Origin of the sequence: Blastococcus sp. CT_GayMR19 (assembly GCF_004570385.1) — a bacterium.
Lineage (GTDB): Bacteria > Actinomycetota > Actinomycetes > Mycobacteriales > Geodermatophilaceae > Blastococcus_B.
The window spans coordinates 232,420-245,731 of the sequence record NZ_SPQL01000007.1 but is presented as its reverse complement, the minus strand read 5'-3'; the positions used below and the strand labels follow the sequence as shown (position 1 = coordinate 245,731).

General features: G+C 74.6%; 16 protein-coding genes and 1 rRNA gene. 13 read left to right on the top strand and 4 right to left on the bottom strand.

Annotated features, from left to right (window positions below):
• The first annotated feature begins 3 nt into the window (after positions 1 to 3).
• Positions 4 to 120, top strand: a 5S ribosomal RNA gene (rrf, locus tag E4P39_RS12265).
• Positions 121 to 322: 202 nt separating this feature from the next.
• Here rrf and E4P39_RS12260 read toward each other — a convergent pair.
• Positions 323 to 535, bottom strand: coding sequence for a hypothetical protein (locus E4P39_RS12260; RefSeq protein ID WP_135136848.1), 213 nt, complete (start codon positions 533 to 535; stop codon positions 323 to 325).
• A 51-nt stretch (positions 536 to 586) separates the two neighbouring features.
• Here E4P39_RS12260 and E4P39_RS12255 point away from each other — a divergent pair, with 51 nt between their 5' ends.
• The 12 genes from E4P39_RS12255 (at position 587) to E4P39_RS12200 (ending at position 10,613) form a co-directional block, all read left to right on the top strand.
• A complete protein-coding gene (locus E4P39_RS12255) occupies positions 587 to 889 on the top strand; it encodes an urease subunit gamma (protein WP_135136847.1) in 303 nt (100 codons plus the stop codon).
• Positions 889 to 1,188, top strand: a complete 300-nt coding sequence (locus E4P39_RS12250) for an urease subunit beta (RefSeq protein ID WP_348633815.1) — start codon at positions 889 to 891, stop codon at positions 1,186 to 1,188. The genes E4P39_RS12255 and E4P39_RS12250 overlap by 1 nt, the downstream gene beginning before the upstream one ends.
• Positions 1,188 to 2,909 carry an urease subunit alpha gene (locus E4P39_RS12245; RefSeq protein WP_135136845.1) on the top strand — a complete coding sequence of 574 codons (1,722 nt, stop codon included), beginning with the start codon at positions 1,188 to 1,190 and terminating at the stop codon, positions 2,907 to 2,909. The genes E4P39_RS12250 and E4P39_RS12245 overlap by 1 nt, the downstream gene beginning before the upstream one ends.
• Entirely contained in the window at positions 2,909 to 3,559 is a 651-nt protein-coding gene (locus E4P39_RS12240) for an urease accessory UreF family protein (protein ID WP_135136844.1), read from the top strand. The genes E4P39_RS12245 and E4P39_RS12240 overlap by 1 nt, the downstream gene beginning before the upstream one ends.
• Positions 3,549 to 4,223, top strand: coding sequence for an urease accessory protein UreG (gene ureG / locus E4P39_RS12235; RefSeq protein ID WP_135136843.1), 675 nt, complete (start codon positions 3,549 to 3,551; stop codon positions 4,221 to 4,223). Before E4P39_RS12240 ends, ureG begins: the two co-directional genes overlap by 11 nt.
• The gene (locus E4P39_RS12230) at positions 4,220 to 4,930 is read left to right on the top strand and encodes an urease accessory protein UreD (protein WP_135136842.1); all 711 of its coding nucleotides are present in this window, start codon (positions 4,220 to 4,222) and stop codon (positions 4,928 to 4,930) included. Before ureG ends, E4P39_RS12230 begins: the two co-directional genes overlap by 4 nt.
• Positions 4,927 to 6,243, top strand: coding sequence for an allantoinase AllB (gene allB, locus E4P39_RS12225; protein ID WP_135136841.1), 1,317 nt, complete (start codon positions 4,927 to 4,929; stop codon positions 6,241 to 6,243). Before E4P39_RS12230 ends, allB begins: the two co-directional genes overlap by 4 nt.
• 26 nt (positions 6,244 to 6,269) lie before the next feature.
• On the top strand, positions 6,270 to 7,430 hold the full coding sequence (alc, locus tag E4P39_RS12220; RefSeq protein WP_135136840.1) for an allantoicase: 1,161 nt from the start codon (positions 6,270 to 6,272) through the stop codon (positions 7,428 to 7,430).
• A gap of 62 nt (positions 7,431 to 7,492) precedes the next feature.
• Positions 7,493 to 7,753, top strand: a complete 261-nt coding sequence (locus E4P39_RS22345) for a DUF4333 domain-containing protein (RefSeq protein WP_167761814.1) — start codon at positions 7,493 to 7,495, stop codon at positions 7,751 to 7,753.
• Positions 7,750 to 9,165, top strand: coding sequence for an 8-oxoguanine deaminase (locus tag E4P39_RS12210; RefSeq protein ID WP_245159793.1), 1,416 nt, complete (start codon positions 7,750 to 7,752; stop codon positions 9,163 to 9,165). The genes E4P39_RS22345 and E4P39_RS12210 overlap by 4 nt, the downstream gene beginning before the upstream one ends.
• A gap of 127 nt (positions 9,166 to 9,292) precedes the next feature.
• The gene (locus E4P39_RS12205; protein ID WP_209306502.1) at positions 9,293 to 10,279 is read left to right on the top strand and encodes an SPFH domain-containing protein; all 987 of its coding nucleotides are present in this window, start codon (positions 9,293 to 9,295) and stop codon (positions 10,277 to 10,279) included.
• Positions 10,280 to 10,283: 4 nt separating this feature from the next.
• Complete coding sequence (locus E4P39_RS12200; protein WP_135136838.1) at positions 10,284 to 10,613, top strand: hypothetical protein; 330 nt, start codon at positions 10,284 to 10,286, stop codon at positions 10,611 to 10,613.
• 64 nt (positions 10,614 to 10,677) lie between these two features.
• On the opposite strand, the gene egtE is transcribed toward E4P39_RS12200, so the two are convergent.
• Genes egtE through E4P39_RS12185 form a run of 3 tightly spaced genes read right to left on the bottom strand, consistent with a single transcriptional unit; the run spans position 10,678 to position 13,275 of the window.
• Complete coding sequence (gene egtE / locus E4P39_RS12195) at positions 10,678 to 11,799, bottom strand: ergothioneine biosynthesis PLP-dependent enzyme EgtE (protein ID WP_245159792.1); 1,122 nt, start codon at positions 11,797 to 11,799, stop codon at positions 10,678 to 10,680.
• Between the two features lie 41 nt (positions 11,800 to 11,840).
• Entirely contained in the window at positions 11,841 to 12,698 is an 858-nt protein-coding gene (locus E4P39_RS12190; RefSeq protein ID WP_135136837.1) for an anti-sigma factor, read from the bottom strand.
• Entirely contained in the window at positions 12,679 to 13,275 is a 597-nt protein-coding gene (locus E4P39_RS12185; RefSeq protein ID WP_245159791.1) for a sigma-70 family RNA polymerase sigma factor, read from the bottom strand. Before E4P39_RS12185 ends, E4P39_RS12190 begins: the two co-directional genes overlap by 20 nt.
• Between the last annotated feature and the right edge of the window lie 37 nt (positions 13,276 to 13,312).

Below are 13,312 nucleotides of genomic sequence, written 5' to 3'. Positions count from 1 at the left end.
AGTTACGGCGGTCATGGCGAGAGGGAAACGCCCGGTCCCATTCCGAACCCGGAAGCTAAGCCTCTCAGCGCCGATGGTACTGCCCTGGAGACGGGGTGGGAGAGTAGGACACCGCCGGACAACCATTCCCGAAGGGGCCCCAGCACACTGTGCTGGGGCCCCTTCCGGCATGCCCACCCCGGGCCTTCCGGCGGGACCTTCCGCGCGGAAGGTCCTCTCGCTTGCGGTACCGAAAGCGGTCTTGGGTGCACGGGGTGGCGGGGGTGCCGTGATCCGTCACGTGACGGATCACGGCAGGCGCTGCGGCGTTGCGCGCCAGGAGTCAGAGGACGACGCGTCGGATGTCGGCGTAGGAGAAGGCCGCGAAGGCGACCGCCCGGGCTACCGGCAGTCCGACGGCCAGCGTGATCAGGGACTGCTCCGTGAGCCAGCTCCAGACGGCGGCCCAAGAGCCGAGCCAGCCGAACAGGACGGCCAGCAGATCGGTTCGGTACGCGCAAGCCCTCTGCCACGGGGCCGGCAACAGAGCTGTCACACGCCGGGGTTAGCGTCCGGGCTCCGCCGAGGTACCGGAGGTCCGCTCGCTGTGCACCTGTCCCCGCACGAGCAGGAACGGCTGCTGCTCTCCTACGCGGCCGAACTGGCCCGCCGCCGACGTGCGCGCGGTCTCCGGCTGAACCTCCCGGAGGCGACCGCGATCGTGACCGACCACGTGCTCGAAGGGGCGCGGGACGGCGTCCCGGTGGCCGAGCTCATGCAGTCGGGGCGCACGGTCCTCACCCGGGACGACGTCATGGACGGCGTCCCCGAGCTGCTGGAGGAGGTGCAGGTGGAGGCGACCTTCCCCGACGGGACCAAGCTGGTGACCGTTCACCACCCCATCCCGTGATCCCGGGCGAGGTGTTCCCGGCGGACGGCGTCATCGAGACGCTGCCCGGGGCGCCGCGGATCGAGCTCGAGGTGACCAACTCCGGCGACCGGCCGGTGCAGGTCGGCTCGCACTTCCACTTCGCCCAGACGAACCGCGCGCTGCGCTTCGATCGCGAGGCCGCGCACGGTCACCGGCTCGACATCGCGGCGGGTACCGCGGTCCGCTTCGAGCCCGGCATCACGCGGACGGTCACGCTCGTTCCGCTGGCCGGCGCCCGTCTGGTTCCGGGCCTGACTGCCGACGGGGGACTGTCCTGATGGTCCAGCTCAGCCGTGCGCGGTACGCCCAGCTCTACGGGCCGACGACGGATGACCGCATCCGGCTGGCCGACACGAACCTGCTGATCGAGGTCACCGACGACCTCTCCGGCGGGCCCGGGCGGGCCGGCGAGGAGGCGGTGTTCGGCGGCGGCAAGGTGATCCGCGAGTCGATGGGCCAGGGCCGGGCGACCCGGGCCGAGGGCGCCCCGGACCTGGTCATCACCGGCGCCGTAGTCCTCGACCACTGGGGTGTCGTCAAGGCCGACGTCGGCGTCCGCGACGGCCGGATCGTCGCGCTGGGCAAGGCCGGCAACCCCGACACCATGGACGGCGTCCATCCGGATCTGGTCATCGGGCCCGGTACCGAGGTGCTGGCCGGCAACGGGAAGATCCTGACCGCGGGCGGCATCGACTGCCACGTGCACTTCATCTGCCCGCAGATCGTCCCCACGGCGCTGGGCTCGGGCGTCACGACGCTGATCGGCGGGGGAACCGGGCCCGCCGAGGGGTCGAAGGCCACCACGATCACGCCGGGCGACTGGTACCTCGCCCGGATGCTCGAGGCGATGGACCCGCTGCCGGTCAACGTCGCCCTGCTGGGCAAGGGCAACACGGTGTCGCGGGCCTCGCTCGAGGAGCAGCTGAAGGCGGGCGCGAGCGGGTTCAAGCTGCACGAGGACTGGGGCTCCACTCCGGCCGCGATCGACGCCGCGCTGACGGTGGCCGGGGAGCAGGGCGTGCCGGTCGCGCTGCACAGCGACACCCTCAACGAGGCCGGCTTCGTCGAGGACACCCTCGCGGCCATCGCCGGGCGGAGCATCCACGCGTACCACACCGAGGGCGCCGGGGGCGGTCACGCACCGGACATCATCACGGTCGCCGGGCACCCGAACGTGCTGCCGTCGAGCACCAATCCGACCCGGCCGCACACGGTGAACACGCTGGACGAGCACCTCGACATGCTCATGGTCTGCCACCACCTGGACTCCTCCGTGCCGGAGGACCTGGCGTTCGCCGAGAGCCGGATCCGCCCGACGACGATCGCTGCCGAGGACCTGCTGCACGACCTCGGGGCCATCTCGATGATCGGGTCCGACGCCCAGGCGATGGGGCGGGTCGGCGAGGTGGTCCTGCGCACCTGGCAGACGGCGCACGTGATGAAGGCCAAGCGCGGGTCGCTGGGGGGTGACGGCGCCGCGGACAACGCCCGCGCCCGCCGGTACGTCGCCAAGTACACGATCTGCCCCGCCGTCGCCCACGGGATCGACGGCGAGGTCGGCTCGGTCGAGCCCGGGAAGCTGGCCGACCTGGTGCTCTGGGACCCGAAGACGTTCGGCGTCCGGCCGCACGTCGTCCTCAAGGGCGGGATGATCGCCTGGGCGCAGATGGGGGACGCCAACGCCTCGATCCCCACCCCGCAGCCGGTGCTCCCGCGCCCGATGTTCGGCGCCTACGGCCGGGTCCCGGCGAGAACGTCGGTGCACTTCGTGGCGCCGGCCGCCCTCGAGGCCGGGCTCGCCGACCGGCTGGCCGTCGACCGGCGGCTCCTCGCGGTCACCGACACCACCCGGCTGACCAAGGCCGACATGCCGGAGAACACCGCGCTGCCCGACATCCGCGTCGACCCGGACACCTTCACGGTGTCGGTGGACGGCGAGGTCTGGGAGCCGGAGCCGGTGCGGGAACTGCCCATGGCCCAGCGGTACTTCCTCTTCTGATGACCGCAGCGCTGCTCACCCTGGCGGACGCGCGGCTGCCGGCCGGCGGTCACGCGCACTCCGGCGGCGTGGAACAGGCGATCGCGGCCGGGATCGTGCACGACCCGGCGTCGCTCGGCACGTTCCTGCGCCGCAGGTTGGCGACCTCCGGGGCGGTGGCCGCCGGGCTCGCGGCCGCGGCCTGGGGTGCGGACGCGGCCGGCCTGGACGGACTGGACGTGGAGGCCGACGCCCGCACTCCCTCACCGGCGCTCCGGGCGTCGTCGCGGCAGCAGGGGCGCGGCCTGGTGCGCGTGGGCAGGCGCGCCTGGCCCTCGGACACCTGGGACGCGCTGCCCGCACTCCCCCACCATGCGATCGCACTCGGTGTCGCCGCCGCGGCCGGCGGTCTCGCCCCATGCGACGCGGCGCAGGCCGCCGCCTACCTGAGCGTCAGCGGGCCGGCGACGGCGGCCCAGCGCCTGCTCGCCATGGACCCCCTGACCGTCGCCGCGCTGACCGCCCGGTTGGCCCCCGAGATCGACCGGGTCGCCGCCTCCACCACCGGCCAGAACGGCGATGTCGGCCGGATACCGGCTGCCTCCGACCCGCTCCTCGACCTGCTCGCCGAGGTCCACGCCGCACGGAAGGACCGCTTCTTTGCCTCCTGACCACAACCTCGACGACTATGTGGACGCGCCCGCTCGACACCGGCACGGGGGACCGCTCCGGGTCGGGCTCGGGGGTCCGGTGGGCTCGGGCAAGACGGCGCTGGCCGCGGCGCTCTGCCGGACGCTCGGCGCGGAGTACGACCTCGCGGTGGTCACCAACGACATCTACACGACCGAGGACGCCGACTTCCTCCGTCGCAACGCCGTCCTGCCCGACGACCGGATCGAGGCCGTGCAGACCGGCTGCTGCCCGCACACCGCGATCCGCGACGACATCACCGCCAACCTCGACGCCGTCGAGCTGCTGGAGAGCCGGCATCCCGGGCTGGAGCTGGTCCTCGTCGAGTCCGGCGGGGACAACCTCACCGCGTCGTTCAGCTACGGGCTGGTCGACGTGCAGGTGTTCGTCATCGACGTCGCCGGGGGCGACAAGGTGCCGCGCAAGGGCGGGCCCGGGGTGACCGCCGCCGACCTGCTGGTGGTCAACAAGACCGACCTGGCGCCGATGGTGGGGGCGGACCTCGAGGTCATGCGCCGGGACTCCGCAGCCGTCCGCAACGGCAGGCCGACGCACCTGATCTCCCTGCGGGAGGACCCGTCGGCCGCGTCGGTGGCCGAGTGGGTCCGTGAACAGATCCGGGCCCGGACGGTGCAGCCGGCATGAAGACCGTCGTCGAGGTGGTCGCCCGGGCCGGCCCCGGGGGTCGGACGGTGCTGCCCGTCGTGCGGGCGAGCGGCCAGCTCGCCGTCCGCCGGACGGGTCCGTCGACGGTCCACCTGGTCGCCACCGCATTCGGGCCGCTCGGTGGCGACGACGTCGAGGTCTCCCTGGTCGTGGAGGACGGCGCGGTCCTGACCGTGCGGTCGGTGGCCGCCGCCATCGCGCTCCCGGCACGGGGGGAACCGCTGCCCTCGGTCCAGCGGATCCACGCCTCGGTCGCGGGTGCGCTGGACGTGGGCCTCGAGCCCACCGTCGTCGCCGCCCGCGCGCACCACGTGGCCGTGCTGACAGCCGAGCTCGCCGACGGCGCCGTCCTCACCGCGACCGAGCAGGTCCTGCTCGGCCGGACCGGTGAGCAGCCGGGCCGCTGGACCGGCACCACCCGGATCGAGCGGGCCAGCCGCCCGCTGCTGCACACGACGGTCGGTCTCGGCCCGGGTGCGGCGGCCTGGCTGCCGCCGGTGGCCCCCCGGGCCTATGCGACCACGGTGCACCTCGGTGACGGCGAGTCAGGGGTCGGAACGGGAGAGGACGCCGTCCGGCTGCCACTGCCCGGGGGCTGGGTCACGACGGCGTGGGGCGCGGAACTGCACCGGGTGGTGGCGGCCGTCGAGTCGCTGACGGACCCGGGTGCCAGGGTGACGGCATGAGTCTCGTCGTCCGGGCACGGCGCGTGGTGCTGCCCGAGGGCGAGCGGGCCGCCGCCGTGCACAGCGAGGACGGCCGGATCACCGCGGTCACCGCCTTCGACGACGCGCCCGCCGCCGCGGTCACCCTCGCGGACGACGAGGTGCTCCTGCCGGGACTGGTCGACAGCCACGTGCACGTCAACGAGCCCGGGCGCACCGAGTGGGAGGGCTTCGCCAGCGCCACCCGGGCGGCGGTCGCGGGCGGGGTCACCGCGATCGTCGACATGCCCCTCAACTCGATCCCGCCGACCACGACCGTCGATGCGTTGCACGTGAAACGCTCGGCCGCGAAAGGCCAGGTCGCCGCAGATGTCGCGTTCTGGGGCGGCGCCGTGCCCGGCAACGTGGACCAGCTGCGCGCGCTGCACGAGGCCGGCGTCGTCGGCTTCAAGTGCTTCCTGCTCGACTCGGGGGTGCCGGAGTTCCCGCCCCTGGACCCGGCCGGGCTCCGGGCGGCGCTCACCGAGCTCGCCACCTTCGAGGGCCTGCTCATCGCCCACGCGGAGGATGCCGACGTCATCGCCGCGGCGCCCGAGGCGGGCGGCCCCGACTACGCCGGCTTCCTCGCCTCGCGACCCGGAGCGGCGGAGGAGACGGCCATCGGCGGCCTGATCGCAGCGGCCCGGGCGACGGGGGCTCGGGCCCACGTCGTGCACCTCGCCGACGGTGACGCCCTGCCGATGCTGCGCCGTGCCCGCGCCGAGGGTGTGCGCATCACCGTCGAGACGTGCCCGCACTACCTCACCTTCGCCGCGGAGCAGGTGCCCGACGGCGCGACGGCGTTCAAGTGCTGCCCGCCGATACGCGAGGCCACGCACCGGGAGGCGCTCTGGGCGGCGCTGCGGGACAGGGACATCGACCTCGTCGTCAGCGACCACTCGCCCTGCACCCCCGAGCTCAAGCGGCTCGACGTCGGCGACTTCGGGCTGGCCTGGGGCGGGATCGCCTCGCTGCAGGTTGCTCTCCCGGCGGTGTGGACCGGCGCCCGCGACCGGGGAGCGGCGCTGACCGACGTCGTCCGCTGGATGGCGGAGGCGCCCGCCCGGCTCGCCGGCCTGCCGCGCAAGGGCGCGATCGCGGTGGGGCGGGATGCCGATCTGGTCGCGTTCGCGCCCGACGAGCGGTTCACCGTCGGCCGCCTGCACCACCGGAACCCGGTCACGCCGTACGCGGGCCGCGAGCTCACCGGGGTGGTCCGCCGGACCTGGCTGCGGGGGCAGCTCGCCGACGGGTCGCCGATCGGGCGGCTGATGGGCCGCGGCATGCCAGAGTGATCGCCGCCGACCACCCGAGGAGCCCGATGAGCGACGTCACCCGACTGCCCGACCTCGCCTCGCGCGCCCTCGGCGGGGCCGTCGTCGCCGCGAACGACGAGTTCTTCGCGGCGAAGGAGAACCTCGTGCTGCCGGAGCCGCCGGTCGCGCGCACGGAGTTCGGGCACAAGGGCAAGGAGTACGACGGCTGGGAGACCCGCCGCCGCCGGTCCCCCGGCTCCGACTGGGCCGTCGTCCGGCTCGGTGCGCCCGGCATCGTCGCCGGCGTCGTCGTCGACACCGCATTCTTCACCGGCAACTACCCGCCGCGCGCCTCGCTCGACGGCGCCGCGGTCGAGGGGCACCCGTCGGTCGACGAGCTGCTCAAGGCCGACTGGCAACCGCTGCTGCCGCTGTCGGACCTGGCCGGTGGCACGGCCAACGCCTTCGCCGTCACCTCCGACCGGCGGGTGACCCACGTACGGCTCGCCATCCACCCGGACGGCGGCGTCGCCCGGCTGCGGGTGCACGGCACGGTCGTGCCCGATCCGCGGCTGGTGGACGCCGGGCCGTTCGACCTCGCAGCGCTCGAGAACGGCGCCCAGGTGACGGCCGTGAGCAACGAGTTCTACGGGCGGCCGGACCAGCTGATCGGCCGCGGGCTCGCCCGCTCGATGGGGGAGGGCTGGGAGACCGCCCGCCGCCGCGACCAGGGCAATGACTGGGTGGAGGTGTCGCTGGCCTGCGAAGGCGTCGTCACCCTCGCCGAGCTCGACACCAGCTGGTTCCTCGGCAACGCCCCCGGCAGCGCCGCCCTGACCGGGATCGGACCGGCCGGCGAGGTGGTGCCGCTGCTGCCGCGCACCCGGCTCCAGCCCGACACCCGGCACCGCTTCGTGCTGGCGTCCGCCCCGGGCGTGGAACGGGTGCGCCTCGACGTCTTCCCCGACGGGGGGATGGCCCGGCTGCGGCTGTGGGGACGGCCGACGGCGGCCGGGCGGTCGGCCCTGGGACGCCGCTGGTTCGACGCGCTGCCCGAAGTCCAGGCGCTCGAGGTGCTCGGCTCTGCCGGCGTTCCCCCGGACGAGGCCGGACGCCTCGTCGGCGCCCGGCCGCTGACCGGCGACCTCCCCCCGGCCGTGCGCCGGCTCCTCGACGGGAACCGGCTCCTCGGCGGGGACCGGCTCCTCGACGGGGACCGGGTCTGAGCCGGCGGCGGGCAGCCGCCCGGCTGGTCGCCGTCCGCCTGCTCCTCGGCGGCCCGCTCGTCTTGGGCCTGGCCGCGTGCGCCAGCCCGCTGCCCGCGGAGAGGCTCGCCGACGCCGTGGCGGACGCGCTGGAGGCCCGCCTGGGGTTCCGGCCGGAGGTGACGTGTCTCGAGGACGTCGAGGCAGAGGTCGGCGCACAGGGGCGGTGCACCGCGACCGCCGAGGGCGACTCGACGGGGTATGCGGCAACGGTGACCGTGACGTCGGTGACCGGGGACGAGGCGGAGTTCGACGTCCGGGTGGAGCGGCAGCCGCGGGGTTGAGCGGAGCCGTCGCCGGGCCCGGCAAGATGCGCGGGGTGGAGAACCGCGCCGACCTGCTGATCAGCGACGCCGACCTCGTCGCCACCGTCGACGACGCCCGCCGGGAGATCCCCGGCGGATGGGTGGCGGTGACCGGGGGCGCGATCAGCGCGCTCGGCGGCCCGGGGGACCCGCGGCCGGCGGCCGACCGCACCGTCGACGCCCGCGGCTGCCTGGTCACCCCGGGGCTGGTCAACACCCATCACCACCTGTACCAGAACCTGACCAGGGCGTTCGCCCCGGCGCTGACCGGCGGGCTCTTCGACTGGCTGGTCACGCTCTACCCGCTCTGGGCCCGGCTGGACGAGGAGGCCGCCTACGTCAGCGCGTACGTCGGGCTCACCGAGCTCGCGCTGGGCGGCTGCACCACCTCCACGGACCACCTCTACGTGCACCCCCGCGGCGCCGGCGACCTGCTCGGGGCCGAGATCGCGGCCGCGCGGGACCTGGGCATGCGGTTCCATCCGACCCGCGGCTCGATGTCGCTGTCGGTCAAGGACGGCGGCCTGCCGCCCGACTCCGTCGTCCAGGACGACGACGAGATCCTGGCCGAGTCGCAGCGGCAGGTCGACGCGCACCACGACCGCGGGCCGCTGTCGATGACCCGCATCGCGCTCGCGCCCTGCTCCCCCTTCAGCGTCTCCACCTCGCTGATGACCCGCACCGCCGAGCTGGCCGAGGACCTCGACGTCCGCCTGCACACCCACCTGTGCGAGACGCAGGACGAGGACGCCTTCTGCCTGGCGACGTTCGGGCGGCGGCCGGTCGACTACCTCGCCGACGTCGGCTGGATGAGCGACCGGGTGTGGCTGGCCCACGTCGTCTGGCCGGACCCCGGCGAGGTGACCCGCCTGGGCGCCGCGCGGGTGGGCGCGGCGCACTGCCCGTCGTCCAACATGATCCTGGGCAGCGGGCTGGCGCCGGTCGCCGAGCTACGGGCCGCCGGGGCGCCGGTCGGGCTGGGGGTGGACGGCTCGGCCTCGGCGGACTCCGCGTCGCTGTGGCTGGAGGCCCGGATGGCGATGCTGCAGGGCAAGCTCCGCCACGGTGCCGGCTCGATGTCGGCGCGCGACGCGCTCGAGCTGGCCACCCGGGGCGGCGCCGCGTGCCTCGGCCGGACCGGCGAGATCGGTCAGCTGTCCGTCGGCGCCTGCGGTGACCTGGCGGTGTGGCCGCAGGACGGCGTCCGCTTCGCCGGGGCGCTGTCGGATCCCGTCGAGGCATGGCTGCGCTGCGGGCCGGTGTCCGCCCGGCACACCGTCGTCGGCGGGCGGCTCGTGGTGGAGGACGGCGTCCCCGTGCACGCCGGTCTGGACGAGCAGCTGGCCGTCCACCACCGGGTCTCCGAGCGGATGCAGGCGGCACTCGACTGACCCCCGGGGGTTGCGGAACCGACCAGATCCCCCGATCGGAGTGTCCTTCCTCGGATCGGGCCGGGCGCGGGCCGCAGAGCCCTAGAGTTCCGCTCCGCCCCCGCCCGTCCGACCGAGGAGAACAGCTGTGCCCTTGACCCTGCCGCGCCCTGTCCGGGGATCCCGGATCCTGGTCGGGGCCGTGGTCTCGCTCACCGTTCTCCTGGTGGCCGTCGTTCCGGGGTTCGCGTTCCTCTCCGGCTTCACGAAGGCCGACGGCGGGCACGTGATCGTCGTGCGCAACGGCGGGCCGTTCGACGACAACAGCATCCGGCAGGTCATCCAGCCGAACTCCAGCCTGACCTCGACCGGGCTGTTCTCGACCGACCACCCTTACCCCTCGACGCAGCGCAACTTCAAGGTCAGCGCCGCCGAGAACGCCGACTCCAACGAGGTCATCAACGTCCCCACCAAGGACGGCGTCCTCGTGGGCGTGGAGGGCACCTTCTACTTCGACGTCAACTACACCGACGAGAAGGTCATGAGCGCCTTCGACGACCGCTTCGGGACGCGGAGCTATCCGGTGCCGGGCGGGGACTCCCGGTACGCCTGGGACGGGGACGCCGGCTGGAGTGCCTTCCTCGAGTTCACCCTCGGCAACCTCGTGCAGAACGTGCTCCGCCAGGAGATCGGCGACGTCGAGTGCGCCGACCTGGTGGCGTCCTGCTCGCTCGCGGCCAACCCGACGGCCCGGGCCGTGCCGGTGGTCGACCCGACCGCCGACGGCAACCAGACGATCAACCGGGTGCAGGCGGCGGTGAACGCGGCCTTCACCGACGACGTCGACGAGGTCCTCGGCATGCCGGTCCTCATCAACCCACGGTTCGTGCTCAGCCGGGTGGAGCTTCCCGCGAACGTCCAGGACGCGATCAACCAGGCGCAGGCCGCCTTCGCGGGCGTCACCGAGTCGCAGGCCGCGCTGCAGCGGGCCCAGATCGACGCCGAGGCCAACGCCGCCCGTCAGAGCGGCTACAACGCCTGCCCGACCTGCGCACAGATGGACATCCTCAAGTCGCTGCCCGACGGGCTCACCACGTACGCCCCGGGCACCGGCTTCACGGTCGCGGGGCCGTAGCGCCGTGCGTCCGCTCGCGCTCGGCGCCGTCCTGCTGCTGGTCCTGCTCCTGGTGCTGGCCTTCGCCGCCTACCGGGCCCGCGTCGCCGGCCGGTGGGCGGCCGCGGAGGCCCGCGCGCAGTGGGAGGACGGCCACCACACCGAGGCGGGCGTGACCGTGGTGACCGTCCGGCGGGTGGCGCGACTGGGCCCGGGCCAGGAGCGCGTCCTCGGGGAGTCCGTCGTCGACCGCATCCCGGACGGCGCCCCGCTGTGGCACGAGCGGTTCAGCGCTGCCCGGCAGACCGCCTACGACCGGATGATCGACCTGAACACCCGCCCGCTGCTCGGCTGATCCCCCGCGCTTTCGGTACCGAAAGCGGATTCGCGGGCTTTCGGTACCGAGAGCGGAGGGGGCGTCAGAGGGCGGCGGCGAGGGCCGCCAGATCGTCGACCGTGGCGTCGAGGTGCGGCGAGATCCGCAGGACCGGACCGGTCATCTCGCCGGGCGCCCGCTCCGGCCCGATCGCGCTGGTGACGATCCCGTGCTCCACCAGCAGCCGGGTCCGCGTCTCGACGACGTCCAGGCCGCCCGGTGGCCGCAGCGTGGTGGTCGCGGTGGGCTCGTCGACCGGTTCGACGACCCGCCAGCCGCCCACGCCGTCGAGCAGCTCCCGCGTGACCCGGCCCAGCGCCGCGAGCCGCTCCCGTACCCGGTCCGGCCCGGCGGCGAGGTGGTCGCCGACGGCCACGACGAGACCGACGCGACCGGCCACGTGCGCCTCGCCCGACTCGAAGGCCCGCATTGGCGGCTCGCCCTCCGGCTCCGGCAGCACCGGCGTCAGCTGCGCCGCGAGAGCCGGCCCCACGAACAGCATCCCCACCCCGCGCGGCCCGGACAGCCACTTGCGGGAGGTGCCGTAGACGACGTCGGCACCGAGGTCGACGTCCACATGGCCCAGGGACTGGGCGGCGTCCAGCACCAGGGGAACGCCCGCGTCCCGGCAGAGCGAGGCCACCTCGTGGGCCGGCTGCAGCAGGCCGCGGTGGCTGCCGATGTGGGTCAGGTGCACGAAGGACGGCGGGTCCTCGGCGAGCAGCCGGGCGATCCCCTCCAGGTCCGCGCGCCCGAGGCCGTCCACCGGCAGGGGCTGGGGCCGCAGGCCGTAGGTGCGCAGCTGCGCGACGTTCGGTGCGTACTCGCCGGGCAGGCAGGCCACCCGCGAGCCGGACGGCAGGCGCCACCCGGTGAGCAGCGCGACCAGCGCCGCCTGCGCGGACTCGACGAAGGCGACATCGGCCGCGGCCATCCCGACCAGCCCGCCGAGGACCGACCGGCCCTGCTGGAGCAGGTCGTCGGCGGCCGCCTCGGCGACGTAGCCGCCGAGCTCGGCCTCGTGCCGGGCGTGGTGCGCCGCCGCCTCCAGGGCACGGGAGCTCTGCCGGCTGGAGGCGGCGCTGTCGAGATGCCGGCCGGCCGGGCGGGGGCGGGCCTTGCGCCAGGCGGCGCCCAGGTCCTCGTGCGGCAGGGGGGAGATCACGGGAGCACGCTAGGCGAGCCCGCCACCTCGGCGTCGGGCACTCAGGTGTCCAGCACCCCGCGGGCGACCGAGACGCCCGAGTGCGCCGGGTCGCCGTCCACCGGCTCCACCGAGACGTCGACGATCGGGAACCGGCCGAGATCGAGGCCTACCGGCAGCTCGAAGGTCACCGTGCCCGACCGCGCGACGCCCACCGACACCATGTCCTGGACGGCCTCGTCGATCAGCCAGACCTCGTAGTACCGGTCGTCGAGGTCGCCGGCCCGCAACTCGACCTCCAGCGCCCGTGTGCCGTCGGTCCGCTCGATGACCGACGCGCGCCCGGATGCGTCGTTGTCGGCCAGCGGGTCCAGCGCGACCGCGGCGACGGTGTCCACCACCGGCTCGCGCCCGATCGGCTCCGTCCCGCCGTCGCGCAGCACCGCGACCGCACCGGCGCCGATCGCCGCGCCGGCCACCGCGGCTGCCGCGACGAGCAGCAGCGGGCGGCGCCGGGGACGGAAGGGCAGGACGGAACCCCCGGACGCCGCCGCCGGATGCTCGACGACCGGGTCCTCGACGGCCGGAGCCTCGACGGCCGGAGCCTCGACGGCCCGAGGCGCTGCGGCCAGGGGAGGAGCCGGGGCCACCGACGCCTGCGCCGAGGCGGCGACGACCTCGGGCCGCGGAGCGGCGGTCACGCCGGTCGCGGCGGCGATGGCCGCCCAGACACCGGGCGGCGGCGCAACGGACGCCCCGGGGGCGGCCAGTTGCGGCACGGCGAGGGCGTCGACGGCTCGCTGGAGGGACGCCACCTCGGCCCGGCACTGCTCGCACCCGGCCAGGTGCGCGGCATCGGCGTCGGGCAAGGGCTCACGGAGCGCGGCCAGGCCCAGCTGCTCAGGCGTGCAGTGCTGCACCGTCCACCTCCAACCGGTTCCGCAGGCGCTCGAGAGTGCGCCTGATATGGGATTTCACCGTGCCGAGCGGCAGGCCGGTGCGCACGGCGATCTGCGCGTGCGTGAGGTCCTCGAAGAAGGCCAGCTCGATGATCCCGCGCTGGGGCTGGCCCAGGAGATCCAGCTCGTCGAGCAGCAGGACCCGGTCGGCGACAGCGGTGTCAACCCCCGCGGTGACCGGGCCGGCCGGCATCGACTGCGCTTCCGACATGGCCGCCTCGGTCTCCCTGCGTTGCCGGTCCCGCTTGGCCCAGGTGTCGGCGATCTTGTGGCGGCACACCCCGACGAGCCACGCGGGCAGCGGACCCTTGTCCGGGTTGTAGCCGCCCCGTCCGGTCCAGGCCGACATGAACGTCTGCTGGGTGACGTCCTCGGCGTCCGGCCCCGGCCCGAAGGCCCGCACCGCCATGCCGTGCACCTGGCCGGCCCACCGCTCGTAGGCCCACGCCAGCGCCTGCTCCTCACCCGCCGCGAACCGGCGGCCGACCTCCCGGTCGTCCGGTTCGGCGGTGACGCGCTGCGTCGGCACCGGCTCCACGAGCCCGACGCTACCCATCCGGCCTGGCCGGAGGGCA

What these genes read in the sequence shown, in the direction of transcription:
- E4P39_RS12245 (WP_135136845.1), top strand. Translation starts at nt 1,188, where the DNA reads ATGGTCCAGCTCAGCCGTGCGCGGTACGCCCAGCTCTACGGGCCGACG.
- allB (WP_135136841.1), top strand. Translation starts at nt 4,927, where the DNA reads ATGAGTCTCGTCGTCCGGGCACGGCGCGTGGTGCTGCCCGAGGGCGAG.
- alc (WP_135136840.1), top strand. Translation starts at nt 6,270, where the DNA reads ATGAGCGACGTCACCCGACTGCCCGACCTCGCCTCGCGCGCCCTCGGC.
- E4P39_RS12230 (WP_135136842.1), top strand. Translation starts at nt 4,220, where the DNA reads ATGAAGACCGTCGTCGAGGTGGTCGCCCGGGCCGGCCCCGGGGGTCGG.
- E4P39_RS12240 (WP_135136844.1), top strand. Translation starts at nt 2,909, where the DNA reads ATGACCGCAGCGCTGCTCACCCTGGCGGACGCGCGGCTGCCGGCCGGC.